The organism is Novosphingobium sp. AAP1 (assembly GCF_001295765.1).
GTDB lineage: Bacteria > Pseudomonadota > Alphaproteobacteria > Sphingomonadales > Sphingomonadaceae > Novosphingobium > Novosphingobium capsulatum.
In genome coordinates this window covers 22,787-45,535 of sequence record NZ_LJHO01000014.1, presented here as the reverse complement: position 1 = coordinate 45,535, position 22,749 = coordinate 22,787, and the positions used below count along the sequence as shown (strand labels likewise).

At 60.6% G+C, this 22,749-nt stretch carries 14 protein-coding genes; 3 read left to right on the top strand and 11 right to left on the bottom strand.

The window, feature by feature from the left end; translation table 11 throughout:
* The first annotated feature begins 57 nt into the window (after positions 1-57).
* From IP65_RS17845 to IP65_RS17835, 3 genes are read left to right on the top strand one after another with little or no spacing between them, the layout of a single operon-like run.
* Positions 58-11,835 carry a LysM peptidoglycan-binding domain-containing protein gene (locus IP65_RS17845; protein ID WP_197279280.1) on the top strand — a complete coding sequence of 3,926 codons (11,778 nt, stop codon included), beginning with the start codon at positions 58-60 and terminating at the stop codon, positions 11,833-11,835.
* A gap of 2 nt (positions 11,836-11,837) precedes the next feature.
* The gene (locus IP65_RS17840; protein ID WP_054132527.1) at positions 11,838-12,227 is read left to right on the top strand and encodes a hypothetical protein; all 390 of its coding nucleotides are present in this window, start codon (positions 11,838-11,840) and stop codon (positions 12,225-12,227) included.
* Positions 12,217-12,798, top strand: coding sequence for an RNA 2'-phosphotransferase (locus IP65_RS17835; RefSeq protein WP_054132526.1), 582 nt, complete (start codon positions 12,217-12,219; stop codon positions 12,796-12,798). Before IP65_RS17840 ends, IP65_RS17835 begins: the two co-directional genes overlap by 11 nt.
* Before the next feature lie 261 nt (positions 12,799-13,059).
* Here the strand turns inward: IP65_RS17835 and IP65_RS17830 are convergent, their stop codons facing one another.
* From IP65_RS17830 to trbB, 11 genes are all read right to left on the bottom strand, one after another.
* Positions 13,060-13,281 carry an AlpA family transcriptional regulator gene (locus tag IP65_RS17830; RefSeq protein WP_054132525.1) on the bottom strand — a complete coding sequence of 74 codons (222 nt, stop codon included), beginning with the start codon at positions 13,279-13,281 and terminating at the stop codon, positions 13,060-13,062.
* A complete protein-coding gene (locus IP65_RS17825; RefSeq protein WP_054132524.1) occupies positions 13,278-13,511 on the bottom strand; it encodes a DUF2274 domain-containing protein in 234 nt (77 codons plus the stop codon). The genes IP65_RS17830 and IP65_RS17825 overlap by 4 nt, the downstream gene beginning before the upstream one ends.
* A gap of 10 nt (positions 13,512-13,521) precedes the next feature.
* Entirely contained in the window at positions 13,522-14,709 is a 1,188-nt protein-coding gene (locus IP65_RS17820) for a TrbI/VirB10 family protein (RefSeq protein ID WP_054132523.1), read from the bottom strand.
* Positions 14,706-15,683 carry a P-type conjugative transfer protein TrbG gene (gene trbG / locus IP65_RS17815; protein WP_054132522.1) on the bottom strand — a complete coding sequence of 326 codons (978 nt, stop codon included), beginning with the start codon at positions 15,681-15,683 and terminating at the stop codon, positions 14,706-14,708. Before trbG ends, IP65_RS17820 begins: the two co-directional genes overlap by 4 nt.
* Complete coding sequence (gene trbF / locus IP65_RS17810) at positions 15,680-16,513, bottom strand: conjugal transfer protein TrbF (RefSeq protein WP_054132521.1); 834 nt, start codon at positions 16,511-16,513, stop codon at positions 15,680-15,682. The genes trbG and trbF overlap by 4 nt, the downstream gene beginning before the upstream one ends.
* Positions 16,514-16,518: 5 nt before the next feature.
* Positions 16,519-17,823, bottom strand: a complete 1,305-nt coding sequence (gene trbL, locus IP65_RS17805) for a P-type conjugative transfer protein TrbL (RefSeq protein WP_054132520.1) — start codon at positions 17,821-17,823, stop codon at positions 16,519-16,521.
* Between the two features lie 128 nt (positions 17,824-17,951).
* Positions 17,952-18,710, bottom strand: coding sequence for a P-type conjugative transfer protein TrbJ (gene trbJ, locus IP65_RS17800; RefSeq protein WP_082350234.1), 759 nt, complete (start codon positions 18,708-18,710; stop codon positions 17,952-17,954).
* On the bottom strand, positions 18,707-21,184 hold the full coding sequence (gene trbE / locus IP65_RS17795; protein ID WP_054132519.1) for a conjugal transfer protein TrbE: 2,478 nt from the start codon (positions 21,182-21,184) through the stop codon (positions 18,707-18,709). Before trbE ends, trbJ begins: the two co-directional genes overlap by 4 nt.
* Entirely contained in the window at positions 21,178-21,453 is a 276-nt protein-coding gene (locus IP65_RS17790; RefSeq protein WP_054132518.1) for a VirB3 family type IV secretion system protein, read from the bottom strand. Before IP65_RS17790 ends, trbE begins: the two co-directional genes overlap by 7 nt.
* Entirely contained in the window at positions 21,450-21,734 is a 285-nt protein-coding gene (locus IP65_RS17785; RefSeq protein WP_231627776.1) for a TrbC/VirB2 family protein, read from the bottom strand. Before IP65_RS17785 ends, IP65_RS17790 begins: the two co-directional genes overlap by 4 nt.
* 52 nt (positions 21,735-21,786) lie before the next feature.
* The gene (gene trbB, locus IP65_RS17780; protein ID WP_231627774.1) at positions 21,787-22,740 is read right to left on the bottom strand and encodes a P-type conjugative transfer ATPase TrbB; all 954 of its coding nucleotides are present in this window, start codon (positions 22,738-22,740) and stop codon (positions 21,787-21,789) included.
* Positions 22,741-22,749: the final 9 nt, after the last annotated feature.

Sequence of the window (22,749 nt, the reverse complement as noted above, 5' to 3'; positions counted from 1 at the left end):
GTCTACGTCAACGCGACGACCGGCAACCTGATTCTGTCGAAGCAGGACGAGTTCCTGGTGGGCAAGGGGCCGGATGCCAGCGTGTCGCGCACCTACAATAGCCTGACTACACTGGCTGACGACAACGGCGATGACTGGCGGCAGAGCACGGACCGGCGGGTTTATGGGCTTACCGGCACGCTGAACACCGCCGGCAGCACAGTGCGGCGCGTCTCGGGGGACGGGACAGAAGTTGTCTACACTTGGAACGCGTCGTGGCGGAATGGAACTGGCGCTTATGTGGCGACCGACGGTTCGGGGGGCTATGATACCATCGTCAAGAGCGGTTCAGAATGGTTCTGGTTTGACGGAGACACGACGACGCGGGAGGTGTATTTTGACGACAGTTCGTCGACGGCTCCGAGCGGGAAAATCAAGTCGCTCAATGTTCCTGCGGGCCAGACAATCGCATATACCTATGATTCCAATAAGCGTCTTTCCACTATTACAACGAGTGATGGTAGCTGGCTGCGCTATGACTATGCTGACGCAAATGGCCAAAATATTACGCAAATAGTAACGGGGTATACAGACTTATCCAGTTCAACCGCAAAAACGCTCACTCGCACGCGCTACGGCTACGATGCCTCAAATCGTCTGAGCACTGTCACCGTGGACCTGAGTCCAGAGGACAGCAACATCAGCGATGGCGCGATCTACGTCACGACTTACGGTTATGACGCGGTTGGCCACGTAACAAGCATCGCTCAATCCGACGGCTCGTTGCTAGCTATCGCTTATGAGTCAGTGACAGCCACGGCACGGGTAACAAGCCTTACCGAGACAGCGTCAAATGGGGTGACAAGGACGACCAGCTTTGCCTATGCGGCAAGCACAATTTACAGCGGTGGCATCTCTAGTGCTATCACTGACCCTAGCGGCCAGATTACCGTGCTTGAAACCGATGTCGCTGGCAATTTGCGTCGAATTATTGCTCCGCTGATTGCAGGTGCTGGCGCTCGTCAGCTTACACAGTTTGATTATAATACCAACGGCGATCTGGCATCGGTCATCGACTACGCCGGGAAAGTCACAAGCTACGGCAACTATACTGTTGATGGCCAGGCGCGAACGATCACTGATACGCTTGGAAATGTGGTCACGCGGACTTTTGGAAGTATCGACCGGACCACCGGTGCGGTCACGCTTTATAGCGACGCTACTCCATTTTCGACGAGCAACGATGGCAGTTACATCACCAATGTTTTGGTCAGCGAGACGCGCAAGGGCGTGGATCAAAGCGGCGCGCCGATCGACGAGGTGACGCGCTATGTCTATGACAAATATGGCGGGCTACGGTACACGATCAGCCCTGAAGGCCGCGTGACGGAATTAGTGCGATCATCGGGCGTGGTGACGACCGAAGTAGAGTATCCTGAGGCACTCTACACAGCTGCGGGCACCACGAGCGAAGCCGATCTCAACGCATGGCGCGACTCTCTGCCAGATCGCTCATCGGTGGTGAAGGTTAATTACGGCTACGACGCGCGGTTTAATATAAGGCAGATCACCACTTACGGAAGCTACACTACGACCGGCGGTGGTCAGACTGCCGATGGATCGAGCACCACACTTTATACTTACGACCAGGCGGGGCAACTGCTGTCCAAGAATGCTTCCGGCTACAATACCACGACCTATGTTTATGATGGTATGGGGCGCGTCAAGGCCACTGCTGACGTCAATGGCGGAACAACGACATACGTTTATAATGATGCCGCGACGACAACGACGATCACCTATGCCTCGGGTTATGTGGTCACGCAGACCTATAACAAGGCCGGCGATCTGATCAGTCAGACCGACAGCGGCGCCAACACGGCGGGCGGCACAACCAGCTACGCCTACGACAAGCTCGGCCGAGTGCGGGTCCGCACCGATGCCGTGGCGAGTGCCAAAACCTATTACATCTATGACAACGCCGGCCGCAAGGTCGGCGAAGTGGACAATGCCGGCTACGTCACTGAGTACCGGTACGACGGCGTGAACCGTCTGATCGGCTCGATTCATTATCGCAACGCTACGACGTTTTCTTTGGCGTCGCTGGCCGATCCCGACGCAGCCGTGGTGATAAGCTCGGTACGCCCGAATACGCCCAGCGCACAGGACATGTCTAGTTGGACAGTCTACGACAGCGAAGATCGCGTGCTTCAGACTATCGCCAGCGATGGCTCGGTCACGACCATGACCTACGACGCGGCCGGGCGGCTGCAAAAGACCACGCAGTTCGCCACCAAGCTATCTGCTGCGACGATGAGCGGTTTTTTCGCCAATCCGCCGGGCGCGTTCAACTTGGTCCAGAACGCCGCGTTTGATGCTGACACCCAGTATTGGAGTCAGTGGGGCATGGCCGGCACGACAGCCATGACAGCTCCGTCGTTGGTCAATGGCAAGATGACCACCACGTTCCGAAGCTCGTCCACAGACTCCTGGTTTGCTCTGTATCATGACGCCGTGCAATCGAGCGATATCAAGCCAGGGCAGAGACTGGCAGTGAGTGAGCAGATTGGCCTGTCTGGAGCGACTGGGAATATCAGACTTTCCGTCGAATTTCGCGATGCCAATGGCAATTTCGTAAGTAACGTTGATCTCGCAACGTTTGCAAATGTCACAAACGGTACCGTCAATGCAACGGGATTTGTGGATGTTCCTGCCAATGCAGCGCAAATGCGGGTGCTTGCATGGGGCTATCCGACAGCATCCACATTGAACACGGATCTGACGATTTCTGTCAGCAAGCCGATGGTCTCGATCGCCGGATCCGCACAGGCCGGACAGCCAGCCTTTTCGGCAACGCCGAGCGCATCGGCGAACGATTCTGTTAGTCGCAACTTCTACGATGACGATGGTCTGCTGATCGGCACGATGGACGGGGAAGGTTATCTTACCCGGAACGAGTACGACAACGCGGGTCGGTTGGTCGCAACCACAGCCTATGCCAACGCGACATCGAGCGCGAACCGTGCGAGCGGTAGCTGGACGACGCTGCTGGCGGGTGTCGGAACCTCGGCGCAGGATCGAGTCACGCGTCTTGTCTATGACGGTCGGGGTTTGCTGCGTTTTAAGGTCGATAGCCTGAATCAGATCACGACCTACCAATACGCCGGCAATATCGACAAGCCGGCAAGCGTGCAGGTCTACACGACCGCGCTTCCGGCAACGAGCGATTACACCTTCGATAACGTCAAGCGCCTGGTATTTGGCGATGCCAGCACCACGGCGATGACGGCCGCGCGCACGTCATACAATATTTATGATGCCGCCGGTCGTATGGCCTATTCGATCGATGTGTCCGGCACGGTAACTGGCTATGCCTACGACACCATGGGGCGGGTTACCCGCACGGTAGCCTATGGCACGGCGCGGGTGACAACCAGTCAGCCGGCGCTGAACACCATGGACGCGTGGTCGGCGAGCAACATTTCGAACACGGCCAACCGGATTACCCGCACGTTCTACACCGAGCGAGGCGAAGCGGCATATGTGGTGGACGGCGAAGGGTACGTCCGCGCTACCAGCTATGATGCTGATGGGCGCCCGCTTAGCACGACGCTCTGGAATGACCCGGTTACCGCAACCGATACGACCACGCTTGCAGGCCTGATCGCCCTTCTTCCTGCGGCCAGCAGCGCAAACAGCATTACCACCAGCCAGGTCTACGATGCGTTGGGGCGCGTAGCGGATAGCTATGACGCGCTGAGCAACCGCACGCACTACGTCTATGATGCCAACGGGCTTGTGCTGCAGAAAACGTCAGCCTACGGTACGGCTGATGCGGTCACCACGGCCTATACCTATGATGGCATGGGGCGCGTTCTGACGCAGACAGCGGCTTCGGGTACCGGCGATGCAGTTACGACGACCTACACCTACACAGCCTTCGGTCAGGTCGCCACGGAGACGGCTGCTAGCAACAACGCTACCTACGCCGTCACCACACGCTACAGTTACGATCGCAATGGCCGATTGCTGACCAAAGTCTTCGCCGACAGTACCAGCGCTGCTGTCACCATTGCTTATACTTACACGCCATTCGATGAAGTAGCGACGGAGACGGTGGCCGCGGGAACAAGCGACGCGGTGACCACGCGCTACAGCTACGATGCATTGGGCCGCCTTGTCGATAGAACGGCTGCCGACGGTACATCTGCGGCGGTGACGACCCACTATACCTACACGCTGTTCGGCGAAACGGAGAGTGAAACCGTCGCCTATGGTACTGCCGATGCGTCGGTCACCTGGTACACCTACGACAAACTCGGTCGGGTGCTCACTCGCACCGGTGCCTATGGCATGCCAGAGGCCACGACAACGATCTGGACATATACAGCCCTGGGGCAGGTGCTCACCGAAACCGCCGGCGACGGCGGCGTAACGCGCTACACTTATGACGAACTCGGCCGAGTGTTGACGCGCACGGATGGCTACGGAGTGAGTGGCCTCGCCACCACCACCAGCTACGAATATACATCGCTGGGCCGTCCTTGGAAGGTGACGGACGGGCTCGGCGCGATCACCTACACTTGGTATGACAAATTGGGCAGGGGAACGACTGTTCGCGATGCGCTGGGGTATCTGACCAAGACCAGCTATGATGCATTGGGCAACGTCAAAAGCGTCACTCGCTACGACACGGCTGTGTCCGGCACGGCGACCCAAGGCACTGAGCCGGCCGGTAGCGGCGGCGCATCTACAACCCTATTCAGCTACGACAAACTGGGGCGCTTGCTGAGCACCACCGATGCGTTGGGCGGAATCGAGAGCGCGACTTACAACCTGTTGGGTCAGAAGCTCACCGCGACCAGCAAGCTCGGCGCGGTGACTCGCTATACCTATGACAAACGCGGAAACCTGACTAAGCAGGTCTTAACAGCATCCACTAGCAACTATTCGGGCAGCGGAAATACATTCAACGCTGGCGCCGAGATCGTTACGACGTTTACTTACGATCAGCGTAACAACCGTACCAGCATGGCCGAAGGCTATGCCGCAACGGCAGGCGGTAGCCCGGTCAGTCTGCGAACGACGACATACGTTTTTGACAAACTTGACCGAGTCATCAAAAAGTACAATGCCCCTTTGCAAATCGTCGATGGTGCACTGACAGCGATCAATGACGTCGCTTATACGGAAGACTATAGCTACGATAGACGTGGTAATATTATACAGGTGGACAAGTACGGGTGGGACGGCGCCAACGCCAAGGCCTACGACAAAGTCAGCAGTTTCGCCTATTATGATGATCTTGGCCAGAAGGTCGCCGAAGCCCAGCAAAGTGGCGCCAGTGCATGGATCTACTCGACCTTTGCCTATGACAAAGTCGGGCACGTCGTTTCGACCAAGGTCTATGAAAATCCACTGACAGTGGCGCCCGCACAGGGTGGCGCAGCGCCGGCGGCCCCCGCTGGTCCTTGGCGGCAGACCGATGCCGGCTTCGACAAACTGGGGCATCAGATTTACACCAAAGTCGTGAGTACAAGCGGCAATACGATCGTCTCGGGTGCGTCCGACGGCAAATCGTGGTTGCGGCTTGCCATGAATGCAACTGCTGCAGGCCAAGTAGCTTCGATCGCGACCGATGACGCGCACTGGACACGTGTTACAGCGGGTTCTCGGTTGTCGGTAGGCGCTGGTGTAGAAACGACGGGTGCACTGTCCGATGCGCAGTTGATGGTCCACTTCCGGAATGCCAGCGGGAATACCATCGCCAGCGTTGAGATCGGGACGTTGAATGGCGTGCAAGCCTTCGATAGCCGTATCGAAGGATTTGTCGACGTGCCCGCCAACGCGGTAGACATGCGTGTGGAAGTCTATGGCCACACTTCGGGGGCGGGTGCGGCTGTTCTTAAAATGGTGCAACCCATGGTCGCACTTGCGACAACTGGACAGAATACATCGTCAAGTTATAGCGCGGATATTTCGAAGAATTTGCTTTTCAACGCGGGTTTCGCATCTACCAGTGGATGGGCCATCGGCTATAATCCTAACGGGATCGCTAGCGGTTCCATTACAGCCGGCGTTAACTCCTGGGTGGGGGTAACCGGTGATCTTGCCGCAGGTCAGACTTATGACGCAAACGGCAACGTGGTGCTCGCGACCGACGCCAATGGCGGGAAGGTCTATGCCTGGTACGACGCGCTCAACCGCAAGACCACGCAGCTTGATGCCGAAGGGTATCTGACGACCTGGAGCTATGACGCAGAAGGTAATGCGCTGCAGGAAACGCGCTATGCCACGAAGTACACTGGCACCGTGGCGACGCCCGGGATCAACCCGCCCAGCGTAGCCACAAACGCTGCCGACCGGGTGACGCAATTTACATACGACCGCAACGGCAATCGCCTGACCGAGAAGCGCCTGAACGTGGCCGCTTGGACGGTAAATCCTGACACTGGGGCGGCGTCTGCGGCCAGCTTAAGTTACTCCTTGGTGCGCTATACCTACAATGCGCTTGGCCAGGTCGTTACCAAGGAGATGGGCGTCGACGAGGCGGCAGCCATCCCGACCTATGATGCAACGGGCACAGCCATCGCTGCCTACAAGTACGATAATCTCGGGCGTCTGATAGAGCAAAAGGGGGCCAAATACACAGATTACCTTGGTGCCACCGTTCAGGCGATCACCAACTACAACTACGACGCCCTAGGCGATCTGGTGCGGACGGCCGATCTGGCGTCATCAACTCCCAGCGCCAACGATCGCGCGACCTACTATCGCTACGGCACAGGCGGTCGCCTTCTGTCTACGCAGGACGCAGCGGGCAATGTTCACACCTATGCCTACGACGCTCTGCAACGGGTGCGCAAGGACAGCTATAGCCGCCTGACATCCAATGGCACATACGTCTCCGAATACCAGACCACGTCATACGATCTGGCAGGGCGCACGCTTCAGCAGGAAGTGTGGAGCGCAGGGCAACGCATCTCGCTGACTAGCTATAAATACAACAGCTACGGCCAGATCACCGAGCAAGGCCAGGGGACCGACAGCGCAAGCGGCATGGCTGCTGGCAACGCGCTCTATCAGGTCAAGAACAAATACGATGGCGCGGGCCGATTGGTCGCCACGAACAATGGCGACGGGGTATGGAAGTTCTTGGGCTATGACAAGAACGGCAACCAGACCGCCACCGTATCGTCGGCTGGCTACGCATTCGGTGCCGACACGCGATTGATCGACGCACTCGCGCAGACGAACCGGACGGACGTCAATGGCACGTATGTTGTTTATGACAAACGCAATCAGGCAACGAAAACGGTCGAGGAAGGCCGCCAACTGATTGATACCAGCACTTCCAACACGCAAATGATAACGAAAACAAAGTCCTACACCGCGTTTGGTGAGGTAGCGAGCGAAACTGACGCGCGGGGCAACGCCACTGATTACACCTACAACACCATGGGCCGCGTGATCAAACGCGAGCTCCCCTCGGTGAATTGGACGGCGGAGAACGGCGTCGTATCGACCGGGCGTCCGACGGAGAACTACTATTACGATCTTGGCGGCCGCTTGGTGGGCAAGCGCGATGCCAATGGCAACGCCAACTGGCTCAGCCTCCTTGCTGGAACCGGGTACGACAAGGGAGAAGCCTCCATTGTCAAAGAGTTCCACGCTGATGGCGGCATCTACACCCGCGCCTACGATGCCTTCGCTGACTTGCGCAAGACCACCAATGAGGTGGGGATGAGCGAGCAGTACGCCTACGACAAGTTGGGTAACCTTATCACCCAAACCCATGAGGCGCGCGCCGACGGTACGCAACTTATTGATAACTATGCCTATGATCTCAATGGCAATCGCCTGACACACTGGAACAGCTTGCTGGGCTCGAGTGTAAAGGAAACAACCGACTATGATGCAGTTGGGCGGATTGTGAAGACGGTTGATCTTGGTGGTGACGCGACGACGCACAATTATGTTTGGGATGGGACTCAAAAAACCGCGGGCGTAGGCACCTTTGGTGGGTGGAACAATTTTACGACAAATGCGGCGTCAAGGAGCAACGTCGTTGTTGAGGATATATTTGGGCGCCAGATCGATAAGTGGGACTTTGGTGGTACGGACTATAACTACGTTTATGATGCGGCCGGGCGCTTGGCTAGTCGCACAAACAACAATGGAGAAACAATCAATTATTCTTGGTATAATACCGGACTTCAGGCCGCTATAACATCTGGATACATGACCGATTATTACGGATCCCAGGCAACCTCCAAATTTAAGTACGATGTCGATGGTAATCGGACGTTCGAATCTCATGCAGTAATGAGTAAATGGACAAACTGGTATAGCGGCGTTACTACAGCTGAAACTTCCGAAACGACTTACCAGTCCGCTACGGTCACTTGGGACGCGGCCAACCGCATGACCAGTTATGTCGACTCGAACAGTACGGGCTCTCCCGCTAATATCCAATGGGAGTATGACCTTACTGGTAACATCCGTCGAATGAATTCCGTGTTTCGCTACATGGATGCGCAGGGTGTTGTTTCGGCAAACAACACGGCGCAGGAATACTGGTATCGCTATGACAGTATGAATCGCTTCGTGACCACAAAGGGCATGCTGGCTGCCAAAAAAGCGGATGGGACAGTAGTTTTCGGCAATGCCGCTCGAGGAGTGGCTGGAGCTGTCATATCTCGTGCTGTTACCCAAGGGATGGCGGTCATTTTTCAAGGGGGTATGGATGTATCCTATGATAAATCTGGTAGGAGGGTTGGTGAAAAATCAACATCCTTTGTAAGGTGGCAGGAGGACATATCAGAGCATAGAGGGGATGGTTATGATGAGCCAATTTATGTTGATCATTTTGAACAAGAAGATTTTGGAGAATTCTATAATTACACTAATGACGGTTATTTGTTGAGTGTATCGTCAGATATAAAATTTGGAGATGTCACGGAATATAATGCCAATTTTGGTTCTTCGGGTTCAATTGCTATTGTCGGGCGATATGGCTACGATCTGATGGGGCGGACGGTAGAGCACTACGAGTATACGGGCTCAGGATATAATAGTGCGAACCCGAACGCAAACCTCGCCTACGCCCGAACTGCGCAATATAACAATAAAGGTCAGGTTACGAGCGACGTCGTGACGTCCGTGCGTTCTGACGGGCGCTATGTCAACTCCACGAGCTACTATTACAATGCTGCTGAAACGTCGTCAGGCTCTGGCGAATGGTCGGGCGTGACGAGCGGCGGCACGTATCTTGGCGGCAACGTCACCAAGACCGTAACGACGATTACCAAAGATGGCGTGGCGCAGACAGGCAACTCAACGACCTATAGCTACAAATTTTGGGACGCTGCAATTCAATCGAAGACGAACTATGTTTCAGGAAGTAATAACTGGACGTCGACCTTTTATTATGACACCAGCGGCCGCCTGACCTCGGTCTATGCACAGGATGGCAGGCCTCGCACAATTTCGTTCATCAATGATGCCAATGGGCAGGTCTTGCAGCGTGATGAAAACGACAATCAGTCGGGCGGCGATCCGCGCGAGTTGCATTTCTACTTCAATGGGCTACGCGTAGGCGATATCTCCAACAACGGCACGAGCGACGTGGATTATGTCACCAGCATCGCCAGCCACACGGCTACCGGCGGTACCGGCGCGTTCCGCGGCGGCAGTTCGTCCTCGACCAACTATGCCGACTTCGACCAGAGCTACGACCCGATCAACGGCCTGACCTACGAGTCGACGTCCTCGCGCTATACCGTGCAATCGGGCGATACCTTGGAAGCGATCGCCCAGCAGGTGTGGGGTGATGCCAGCTTCTGGTACATGATCGCCGATGCCAACGGCTTGTCCGCGTCCGACAGCCTGGTGGCCGGGCAAAGCCTGATTATTCCTAACAAGGTTCACAACGCCCACAACAACACTAGCACCTACAAGGTCTACGATCCCAACGAAGCAATCGGCGATACTTCGCCGACCGCAGCGCGGCCACCCAAGAAGAATGGGTGTGGGGTGTTCGGAATGATATTGGTGATGGTTGTGGCTATTGCGGTGTCGTATTTTTCTGGTCCTGAGATTATTCATGCTGCACAAGCAGTTTTAGGTGGAATTGCGAGTGGTGGGGCAGTTGCGGCAGGTTCTTTTGGTGCCATAGCTGGTGGGGTAGTAGGCGGAGCCGCAACCGGCGCTTTGGCTAGCGTTGTAAGTCAAGGTGTTGGCTTGGCTGTGGGTGCACAAGACAGCTTTAGCTGGAAAGGTGTGGCGCTTAGCGCATTGGGCGCAGGCATCAGCGGTGGTCTGGGAGCAACGGGGCTATTTGGCAGCATCGCTAAAAATGGATTTGAAGTTGGAAAACTCGGCATAAAGAGCGCATTTGCTGATGCCATGGTGCGAAGCGCTTTGGGGAGTGCTGCAACTCAAGGTATCGGCGTCGCCACCCAGCTCCAAGTTGATTTTGATTGGGCTGGCGTTGCGGGAGCTGCGCTTGGGGCGGGGCTGTCCGGCCAGGTTAAGGTTGGCGCATTCGGGGGCAACGTGCTGCGGAACATGGCCGGCGGCTTGGCAAACGCCGCCAGTCGCAGTGTGATCAACGGCACCGATTTTGGCGATAACATCGTTGCCGCGCTGCCTGATGTGATCGCCAATACCATCGGAAACCTGGTGGCGGAGAAGGTCGCGAGCATAGGTCGCAAGCCGGGAGGTGATGCGCCTCAGACGGTCATCGATCCGGTGACCGGACAGAAGGTCGTGGTCGATGCAGCCCTTGCCGATCAGATCAATCTTCGCCGTTACGGTAAGCAGATCGACGCCGAAATCGCTGCGGGTGTCCGCAATCCCGATGGATCGCTGCGTGACGGCAGTGGGCCACGCGGTTTGGCGACGGTCGAGGATCCATCGGGCCGCCCACCAGGCGACTACCTCAACCCCGATCGCGCTGAGACTTTCTCGCGGTCGATCAATGAGAACTGGCGCCAAGGGTTCGAAGCGACGAACGCGGCGCATCTGGCCAGCGTGGGTCATGAATATACCGATGCGCCCGAGTTGCGTCAGGCTTACGCGGATCGCGATGCCTATCTTGTGAAGCTCGACGCCTATGCCACGCAAATGGTCGATAAGCCGATCGCGCTGGGATTGGGTGCGATCGTTGTTACCGCAGCGACAGCGGGCACCGGGGCCGTCGCTGCGGGGTCTTTCGGTCTTACAGGATGGGGCGCATTCGGCGCTGGAGTCGTCACCGATGGACTGGCAGCGGGCAATGGTGGGCTGTTCTTCCGTCCGATGGTGGGCCAACAGAATACGTTCCGTAGTTATGGCAAAGATGTGCTTATCGGTGCTGGCACTGGTGGCACTTTCCGTGTTCTGGGTAAGGGGCTATCCTGGGGCATCGGGAAGATTGGCAGCAGTGGGGCAATTGCCGCAGACAGTGTGGCGCTTGACGCGAACGCTGTGCGCTTCTCGCAGGAGTCTGTTTCTTTCACAAAGATTCGACCGGGCGGAAACTACACCTACGATGATATCGTCCAAAGCATGTCAGCGAATGGCTGGAAGGGCGATGCGATAGACGTTGTAAGATTGCCCAATGGAGAGTTCACGACCATCGATAACACACGTGTTTTGGCCGCGAGGGAGGCCGGGATAGATGTTCAGGCCAATGTTCGTGCGTTCGACGAACAACTTCCCAGCAACCTCCTCGAACAACGTCGATTTGGCGACGCTCAAACCTGGGGGGACGCATTGACTCAGCGCATCAACGGTCAAAGCTCGACATTCAGAACCAACAACCCCTATGGGTCGTATTCACCACCACGAATCACCGGTAGACCGGGCTGGTAATCATGACTTGCTATCTGTTCGATCAAAAATCTTTGCCTGAGGGATTCCAATTCCCTCAATCCTTCCTCGACGTAGTCGGCCGGGATGTCCTGCCCGACCTTCAGCCGTGGCGCTTTCTTTGCCAGTCCCCAAAGGATGCTGACGGGTGGATGCTAGCGGTTCAGAGGCTCTATCCGACGAGGAAGCTCGTGCCATTCGCCCTTTGGGTCGGGTCGGACGACGTTGCGTGCTTCGATGGGGGCGGCGCCTCAGACGATCCTGTTGTGCACTACGTCCATGCCTATGCTTCGGCGGGCTGGGAAGATCGAGGTAACGTGCCAAACTTTGGCGAATGGCTAAAAGCGGCGACAGAACAATCGGCGAGTTTTAAGGCCCAGGTCGATGACCAGTAACGCCGTCGGCGACTTATCTAGCCTAAGCCGAGCCGTGTCTCATGCGCTCCGCCATGAACCTTGGCTCTATGAGTTGGAGTTGGATGAGGCAGGTTGGGTTCCTATTGAAGACCTGCTTGGCGCGCTCCGTACTGAGAAGCCGGCTTGGGCAGGCATGGGTGAAGCTGACTTGGTGTATATGATCGAGCAGTCGGAAAAGAAGCGCCACGAGTTGCGTGACGGTAAGATACGCGCGCTGTACGGGCACTCCGTACCTCAAAGGCTATCGAAGGAAGCGGCCCCACCCCCTGCCGTTCTTTACCATGGCACAGCTCCGGCGACGGTCGCTTTGATCAAGGAGGCAGGGCTGCGCCCCATGGGGCGCCAGTACGTTCACCTTTCTGCAGACACCGCAACTGCCAAGCAGGTCGGCAAACGCAAAGCTGGAAAACCTGTTATCCTAAGCGTGAGGGCGGGCGAAGCGCATCGCGCTGGTGTGCCCTTCTACCTTGGCAACGATCAGGTCTGGCTCGCCGACATGATCGGGCCAGAGTTTATCGACGAAGAGCTCGATTCAGTGAAAGCAAGATAAAACACACGGCACTCCGTTTGGGTAACCTGTTATCTGCACATCGCTTTTCAGTAAGATTGATGGCACCGTAGGCAAGCCTACGGTGCCATATCGCCAGTTTTCTGCTAAATTGGCCGCACAGGCCTCGAACGGAAAGCCCTTAGAGCCCGGTTTGCCGCTGCCGAAGGCCACGTCGTTCGCTGGAATGCCCCTTCGCATACCCCAGATTTTGAATCTGTCTCAAGATATTGAAATTAGTAAACATTGTTGTGGATGATGGCTCTACCATCGGCGCTTCTTGCCCTCGAAGCCGTCCTTGACGCGATCAATCCATGCGACAATCTCGCGCTCGCTCCAACGGGCCGTGAAGGGCGACAGCTTGTAGGGTGCTGGAAAATCCGCCCGCTGGATCAGCCGGTAGATCATCGTCTTACCGAGGCCCACGCGTCGCTTGACCTCATCGATCCGCAGCAGCCGATCGCATCCCTCCGGCGACGGCGTCATTTTGACTTCTCGCGGGCAAGGGCTTCGCGGGCGCGGACGAAGCCGCGATCGCTGTCCAGAAACGCGGACAAGATTGCCGGGATCAGCTCGGCGACGGGTTCCTCGCGGCCATAGGTGTCGGCGTAGATCCGGGCATAATCGGTCAGGGCAAGGTGCAGGTCGGGCATCACCATGACCGTCAGCTTCACCGGTGTGCGATCCGGTATGCGGGGCAGCTTGAGTTCGGGCATCGAAGGCCTCCTATGGCTTCCAGGGTGCCAGGATCAGATCGCGATGGACGACAAGCCGCACGGGCGCGCCGGGCCTTATCGTGATCGTGGGTTGGATTTGCAGATTGCGGGATGTGATCTGGTCACCGGCACGGGACACGTTCTGTTGCGTCGATTCCCGGATCGCCTGGACGAGGTCGCTCTTGTCGGTGAACGTCAGGTTCGCCCCCACGCCGAGCATGGTCGAGATTGCCACACCCTTGAGAAGCGCCCAGGTGTGGCGATCGACCTTGTCCGCCAGGCCCGCATAGCCCGACGGATCGGTAGCTGGTACGTTGTCGATCCGGATCGATCTGCCATCTGGCATGACAATTCGCTGCCAGACGATCAACGCGCGGCTCTGCCCGAAGGCCACCACCGAGTCATAGCTGCCGATCAGCCGCGCGCCTTGCGGAATGAGCAGCATCCGCCCCGTGGCGCTGTCGTAGGTGTTTTCGGTGACCTGTGCGGTGACCAGGCCCGGCAGGTCGGAGCGCAGGCCGGTAATCAGACTCGCCGCAATCACGCTGCCCGCCGACAGCGTGTAAGGTGACGGCGGCGGCGTCAGCACATGGGGATTGACGTCACCGCGTGGATCGAGGTTGCCGACGAATGCCTCTTTGCGCGCCTGCGCATTGGGATCGGTCGCAGGATCGAGCGTCAGTTGGGGTGGACTGGGCTGGGCGCTCTCTGCGGCCGATACGCTCGCCGCCGGTGTCTCGGCGGAAGCCGCTGCCTGCCGGTTCTGCACCAGCAGACCGGACTCGCGCGCCGCCTTCGCCTTGGCGAGCTGGCGCTCACGCTCGGCCTGCTGGCGTTGCTGGTCGCTCGGGTTGATCGCGGTCGCAAGCTGCTGCTGGCGATCGAGGATCGGCTTGCCAAGATCGCCAGGCAGGGGCGGCCCGAGCCGTGGCACATCGCCGTAGCTTGCCGGCAATCCGTTCAACGTGTCGCTGGTATGGCGCTGATCAGGCTGGGAAAGTTCCTCCAGACCCGCGGCGCCGTGGAACAGGCGCGGCTTCAGCGCCAGCCAGGTCACCGTCACGAGGCCGATCGATCCCACCGCTGCGATAGCGATGATGACGCTGCGCTTGAACCTGATCGCGCGCGGCGGTCGCGCACGCAGCGCCAGGCTCTCGGGGTCAAGCTTGGCAGGCGGTGTCGCAGCTGCTTCGGTCACGACGGCCTCCGCGGGCTGGTTGTTTCACCGGTCCGGCTGATCCGCACCACGTCCTGATGCTTGAGGCCAAGACGCAGCTCCGCCGCATCGAAGAGCCGGTCGACGACGTAGTAGCGCCCCTGCACGCGGTAGTTGACCAGGTCGGCCCCGCCTTTGGCATCGACCAGGAACAACGGCGGCGCCTCGCTTTGGCCGAGACTGGCCGGGAACTCGATGAACGTCTGGCGCCCGTCATCGAACGCGCGCAACGGCCGCCAGGCCGGCGTGTCGCCGGAGATGGCGTAGCCGAAGTGCAACTGGTCGACGGCAAGCCCTGTAGCCACCGGCTGCGCCGCGCGCGCTGCTTCGGCGGCAGCCTTGAGCGCGATCAGCGCGTCCTGCGGATAGGTCCACGATAGTGCCGCCATGGCGGTGTGTGCGGTGCTGGTCAGCGCCAGATGATAGGTCCGCCGATCGGTGGTGATGATGACATTGGTGGCGAGCCTGGCCGTAAATGGCTTTACCAGCACATGGGTACGCTTGGCCTCCTCCGAACCGCTGCCGCTCCCTCCGGACGTGGTATCGCCGATCACCCAGCGTACGGTGTCGCCCGCCGCGACGGCTACCAGCCCCTCGCCGGGCTGGAGCGCGATGTCGGTAACTTGCCCGGGCGCGGTCAGCACATGGTAGATCACGCCGTCGCTGTAGGGAAAGACCTGCACGGCATTGAGATAGCTGCCGGTCGCCGGTTCGAGTGTCGCGGCGTGATTGGCGGCCCGGACACGCCGTTCAGCTGGGGAAGGGGAGAGAGGGTGGCGACGCGGCACCGGCGTGACAGTCTTTGGTGGCGGATTGACAGGTCCGCTCGGCGGCTTTGCGACAACGGCCGATGGCGCCGCTGCCTTGGCAGGCAATGACGGAGCGGTCGGCGTGGTCTGGGGGGCGGCGGGAGCAGCGACGGCCAGTGCCGTCACCGCGAGAAAAGCGGTTTTCATGGCTGGGGCTTCTGATTGGCGGCGGCACCGAGATTGGGATCGAGCGGCGAGCCGGTGGGGATGCTGGCAGGCGGCGGCAGCGCAGCGCGCGTCGGCGTGACAGCCGTTGGTGGTGCTGGGGACGAAGCAACCGGCTCGAGTTCGCGGCTCCAGTCGATGGCATCGACATAGATGCCCAATGGGTTCTTCCGCAGCGTATCGGCGCTGGTCGGCGGCACCATCTGGATGGTCAGGATCGCGGTCCAATGCGAGGTCCCTGCTTGGGCGCCGCGCTCATAGGCGGTCTCGACCCATTTGAGCTGGAACGACTTGTCCGAGGCCCGCACCACGCTGGTGACTTGCACCGAGACGGTGCGCTCGCCGATACGAGCGAACGGTTCGGCAGCCCGGGCGTAATCGCCGAGGAATAGGCTGCCGCGCTTCGTCGTGAAATCATAAGCGGCAAGCCAGTCCTGCCGCATCAGCACCGGATCGAGCGAGACCGACCGCACATGCTCGATGAAGCGGGAGAGGAACCAGGCAACTTGGCTATCGGTCGGCCGGTAGTCCTTGTCGGCGGGCTGGACAGCGTGCGCTTCACCCAGCTTGTCGACCTCGACCACATAGGGCACGACACGGCTTTGCAGCGATTGCCACAGCAGGCCGCCCGAAAGTGCGGTGGTGAGGCCAAGGCAACCGAAAGCCATCAGCCGCCAGTTGCGGGCTTGAACACGGGCTGAGCCTATGCGTTCGTCCCAAAGCTGCCCGGCGCGCTGATAGGGCGTCTCTGGCTCGGGGGTATGGCCGTATCGTTGCACAGCGCGCCTGAACAATGATGAATTCGCGAGCATGGGGATCAGTCCTCTCTTTCCTTGATGTCGGGGGTTGCGCCGTGACCGCCACGGTCGCCGGATTGGATGACGTGCAGGGCGGTCTGGCGGTGGTGGCGAGCACTCTGCTGGGTTTGCATCGCCCGCGCCCATCCGGGCATCGACGATGAACCATCTTCAGATTCCGAAGTGATGGATGCCTTCTGTCCGGCCATCGCGTTGAACGCGGCCCGGCGACCGGACTCGGCCGCCTCGCCAAGACCGAGCGCGGCCGACAGGCGCGACCGCGCGGCGCCGGCTGCGGCGCTAGCCAAGCCGCCGATCCCGGCGCCGACGCTGGGTGAGCCGGCGCCCTGCTGCCCGAGCGTGTAGGCGGTCGAGGCTGCCGATCCCATTGCGGTGCCGGCACGCACAGCACCAAGGCCCGCGGCAGCCAGGCCGCGCGCAGCACCGGCCACCCCTGCGCCGCCGAGGTAGAGGGCTCCGCCCGCGCCAAGCACGGTGCCGAACGCGGCGCCCGCCCCCAGCTGCGGCGCGCCCGCGACCAGGCCCGAGGCGATACTGGGACCGAAAATGCCGAGTCCGAGAAGAGCGAGGCTCGCCAGCACCAGGCTCATGGCCTGGCCGATGTCGGGTTCCTGGCCCTGGAGCGCGGTGGTGAACTGGGTGAAGTAGTTGGAGCCGATACCGACGATGACGGCGAGCACCATGACCTTGATGCCCGACGACACGACATTGCCCAGCACACGCTCGGCGAGGAAGCTGGTGCGGTTCCACAGCGCGAAAGGCACGAGGATGAACCCGGCGAGGGACGTCAGCTTGAACTCGAGGATCGTGACGAACATCTGCACGGCGAGGATGAAGAAGGCGAGGATCACGATCACCCACGCGACCAGCAGCACCACGATGGTCAGGAAGTTATCGAAGAAGGTGGTGAAGCCAAGATACTGGTTGATCTGTTGCAGCAGTGGCCAGGCGGCCGAGAAGCCGGTCCCGGCCAGGCGGCCGGGCTTGAGCAGATCGGCGGCCGTGATCGTGCCGCCGCCCGCCGTCATGCCAGCCTGGGCGAAGGACCGGAAGATGATGTCGGACAGCGTGGCGAAGCTGTTGATGATGAACGCGAAGGCGCCGATGTAGAGGATCTTGCGGATCAGGCGGCCCAGCACATTGTCCTCGCCGCCCAGCGCCCAGAACAGCCCGGCCAGCGTGATGTCGAGCGCGATCAGCGTGCGCGTCAGAAAGCTTACATCGCCGCCCAAGAGACCGAACCCGCTGTCGATATAGCGGATGAAAGCCGCCATGAACTGGTCGATGATGTTGAGGTCGCCCATGGGCTTTGCATCCTGATGCTGGGTTCAAAGGATGCCGCGAGGCCCGGTCATGGGGAGCGGGAACCGGACCCCGCGGCGACGGCGGCGAGAGAGGTGTGGGGAATCGCCGCCGCCCTGGCCGGCCGTGCCTAGTGCTGCGTATAGGCGCTGCCGGAGCCGAGGAACTTTGCCGACGCGCTCTGGGCATCGCTTCGCGACTGGGCCTGGTTTGCCCGTGCGATCGCCTCGGCGCGGTATTGCGCCGCCATCAGCGTCTGGATCTGGAATTGCTGCTTGGCGACAAGCGCGAGGAGCTGATTGGTCGCCTGGCTGGCCTGCAGCGCGCCTTCGGCACTCTGGCTCCGCGCGGCGATGCCAGCGAGCGCCGCCTGATCGGTGGCGATATTCTCGACGACCTGCGCCTGCACGGTCATGGTTTGCTCGAAGGCCGCGCGTGCCGTGTCCATCCGCGTCCGGGCGCTTTGCAGCTGCTGGCTGGTGGTCAGGCTTGGCGCGACGCTGTCAGGGTAGAGCGAGCGGAACTGCTGGTCGAGGCTGGCGACCTTGAACTGGATGCCCTGCGCCTGGCCCATCAATCGGTCGATCTGCTGCATGGTCTGCTGCAGCGCCTGCAACTCGGGAAAGCGGATCGTCGACAGGTTCTTCGCCTGGTTGGTGAGGCTCTGCGCCTGGTTCTGCAGCATGCGGATCTGGTTGTTGATCTGCTCGAGCGTGCGCGCGGCGGTGAGGATATTCTGGCTGTAGTTCGAGGGATCGAACACGGTCCATTGCGCCCGGGCAGGCTCGCTCGGTGCGAGCGAGGCAAGGGCGAGCGCGCCGGTCACGGCGCAGCCGAGTGCGCTGGCGATGAGGGGCTTCTTGAAAAGCAGCAGTCTGGTCATGGTCATTCTCCAGGGGCGGGAGGTTGGGGGGCGGGGGATTGCGCGGCGTCGGGAAATGCGCCGATCAGGTCGGCGGCCCAGGCGAGATCTGCGGCGCGCAGGAAGTGGCCGGCGAAGCCTTCCGTGCCGTGCTCGGCGAGAAGGCCGTCGATGCGCTTCTGGCTGGCGGGATCGGACGCACCGCAGAGCGCCAGCGCGATCGGGCCCAGGCCCAGTTCGAACAGGCGATTGCCGCGTGCCGATTGCAGATAATAATGCCGCTTGGGGGTGGCCCGACTGACCAGCTCGATCTGCCGGTCGTTGAGGCCGAAGCGTTCGTAGGCGGCACGCGACTGCGGCTCGATCGCCCGGTCGTTGGGCAGCAATATACGCTGTGGGCAGCTTTCGATGATCGCGGGTGCGATGCTGCTGTCGGCGATGTCGGCGAGGCTCTGCGTTGCGAAGAGCACGGCGACGTTCTTCTTGCGCAGCGTTTTGAGCCATTCGCGGATGCGCGCGGCGAAGAGCGGATGGTCGAGGAAGACCCACGCCTCGTCGAGCACCAGCAAGGTCGGGCGGCCGTCGAAGCGTTCTTCGAGCCGGTGGAAGAGGTAGGTCAGCACCGGGGCGACCACCCCGGCTTGCCCCATCAGCGCTTCGGTTTCGAAGCACTGCACATCGGCCAGCGCGAGCCGTTGCTCGGCCGCATCGAGCAGGCAGCCATAAGGTCCCTCGAGCGTATAAGCGCTCAGCGCGGTGCGCAGCGCGTTCGACTGGAGCAGCATCGCGAGCCCGGTCAGCGTGCGTTCCTGAGGCGGCGCTGATGCGAGGCTGTTCAGCGCCGACCAGACAGCCTCCTTGACCTCGGGCGTAACCACGACCTTTTCGTGCGCCAGAAGCGCCGCGATCCATTCTGCCGCCCAACTGCGTTCACCGGCATCGTCGATCCGGCGCAGCGGCTGGAACGCCAGGGCATCCTCGCCGTTAGGGCTGCCCTCCGCGCCAAGCCCGAGGGCGTGGTGCGCGCCGCCCATCGCCAGTACCGCCGCGCGCGCCGAGAAGCCCTTGTCGAAGACATAGACCTGCGAGCGGGCGTAGCGCCGGAACTGCAGGGCGATCAGTGCCAGCAGCACCGATTTGCCGGCGCCGGTCGGCCCCACCACCAGCATATGTCCTACATCGCTGATATGGGTGGACAGGCGAAACGGCGTCGATCCGCTGGTCTGGGCGTGGAGTAGAGGCGGCCCGCCGAGGTGGCGGTTTTCTGTCGGTCCCGCCCAGACCGAAGACAGCGGCATCAGATGGGCGAGGTTGAGCGTGTGGATCAGCGGCTGGCGCACATTGGCATAGACTTGGCCGGGCAGCGAGGACAGCCATGCCTCGACGGCGTTCAGACTCTCGCGTACGCAGGTGAAGCCAAGGCCGTTGACTATCCGTTCGACCGCGCGGACCTTGTCTTCCACTCGCGCCCGATCGGCATCGGCGACGGTGATCGTGGTGGTCAGGTAGCCGAAGGCGAGCATGTCTGCCCCGAGCGCCTGCAGCGCGAGATCGGTATCCGCGACCTTGTTGTCCGCGTCGGTGTCGAGGAGCTGGGCCGGCTGGTTGTACATCACCTCGCGCAGCAGCGCGGCGATCGACTTGCGCTTGTTGAACCATTGTCGCCGGATCTTGGTCAGCGCCTTGGTCGCATCCTGCTTGTCGAGCGCAATGAAGCGGGTGACCCAGCGGTAGCCGAAGTCCTGATGATTGAGCGCGTCGAGGATGCCCGGCCTGCTTAAGTTCGGGAAACCCAGCACGGTCAGCGTACGGAGATGGGTCTGGCCAAGCTTGGGCTCGAGCCCGCCAATCAATGGCGTGTCAGCGAGCATTGCGTCGAGATAGATCGGCGTCTCGGGCGCAGCGACCGCATGGCTGCGATCGGAAATCGTGCCGTGGAGATAGGTTAGCGTCTCGGCATCGTCGAGTGCGTGCACTTCTGGCATGAAGCCGGAGAGAAGGTGGAGGATGCGGTCGGTTTCGGCGATGAAGCCGGCGAGACTGGCATGCCAGTCTCGGCCTTGCGCGTCGTCGGGCCGTTCGACCAGGCTCCTTCCGGCGGCATCGCTGCTGTCGGCCGGCGGCAGCCAGGTCAGCGTGCCGTGATAAGCGCTTTCGAAATGCTGACCCTCGGCTTCGAAGCCGGCACGCCGTTCCTGATCGATGAGCCATGATGCGGCGTCGGGAAAGGTGCTGTTCGGATAGCCAAGGCTGCCTCGGCGCTCGGCCTCGAAGAACAATGCCCAGCCGGTGCCGAGACGCCTTAGCACATTGTTGGCCCGCGCGCAGGTCGCGACGAGTTCGGCCTCGGTTGCGCTTTCAAGGTCGGGGCCGCGAAAGGCGAAGGACCGCATGAAGCTGCCGTCTTTGTTGAGGACCACACCGGGCGCAACCAGCGCGGCCCAGGGGAGATGATCGGCGAGGCGATCGGCCCGCGACCGGTATTCGGCGAGGTTCAGCATGCCAGATACCCTTTCTGGCGCAGGTGGCGTAGCAGCACGGGGGCGAAATCGGGATCGCGGCGCGCGGCGAACACGGCGATGCTGTGGCCCACCGCCCAGAGCATGATGCCGACAACCCACTGCTGGAGGCCCAGGCCGACCGCTGCCGCAATCGTGCCGTTGACGATCGCAATCCCGCGCGGCGCGCCGCCGAGCAGGATCGGTGACCCGAGGCTGGCATGGATCGGCGCTTCGAAGCCGCCAATATGTTCAGAGGCGATGTGGCTCATGCGACCAGCGCCCCGCCGCCGAAGCTGAAGAACGACAGGAAGAAGCTGGAGGCGGCAAAGGCAATCGATAGGCCGAAGACGATCTGGATCAGCCGGCGGAACCCACCCGCGGTCTCGCCGAAGGCCAGTGTCAGGCCGGTCGTAATTATGATGATCACCGCGACGATCTTGGCGACCGGTCCCTGCACTGATTCCAGCACCTGCTGGAGCGGCTGCTCCCAAGGCATGCCGGACCCGCTGGCGTGGGCCGTGTCGGTCATGGTGAACGTGAGGCCGAGCATGAGGCCGCTCAGAAGAAAGCGGTCACGATTGGGAATGCGAAACGTGCGCATGTCAGTCTCCTTCAAAATCGGGGGGCAGGGGTGGGGAGAAATCGACGATGGCGTAGCCACCGTCGGGGTCGAGGCCCGCGACACGGGCGATCGTCTCGATGCGCCGTGCGGTGCCGCGGCCAGCGATGAACACGATTACATCGATCGCGTCGGCGACCAGGCGGCGCGGGACGGTGATCACGGCTTCCTGGATGAGCTGCTCGATTCGGTAGAGCGCGGAAGATGCGCTGTTGGCGTGCACAGTGGCGATTCCGCCGGGATGGCCGGTGTTCCAGGCCTTGAGCATGTCGAGCGCTTCGCCGCCGCGGACCTCGCCGACGATGATGCGGTCAGGCCTGAGGCGCAGGGTCGAGCGCACCAGATCACCCATGGTGACGGCGCCGACCCTTGTTCTCAGCGCCACCGTGTCGCTTGCGGGAGACTGCAGTTCGCACGTGTCCTCGATCAGGATCACCCGCTCGTCGAGGTGTGCCATCTCGGCGAGGAGCGCATTGGCGAGCGTGGTCTTGCCCGAGCTGGTTCCGCCGGCGATCAGAATATTCCGGCGCTCGACGACCGCGAGGGAAAGCAGGCGCGCGGTTTCCGCTGACATGACGCCGTCGGTCACATAGTCCATGAGGGTGTAGACCCGCGCCGCCGGCTTGCGGATCGAGAAGCACGGCGCAATCGAGACCGGCGGGAGAATTCCTTCGAACCGTTCGCCGGCGCCTTGGCCATGCGGTGGCAATTCAGCCGAGACGATGGGCCTGTCGCCATGGACCTCGGTACGGGCATGCGAGGCCACGAGCCGGATGATTCGCTCCACCTGGGGAGCATCGAGCTTCACGTCGGTATCGACGCGGCCTTCACCGAGAATGTCCACGCGCAGCGCGCCGTCAGGATTGACCATGATTTCGATCACGCGCGGATCGGAGAGCGCAGCGGCGATCGCCGGCCCCATCGCGGTGCGCAGCATGGCGCGACG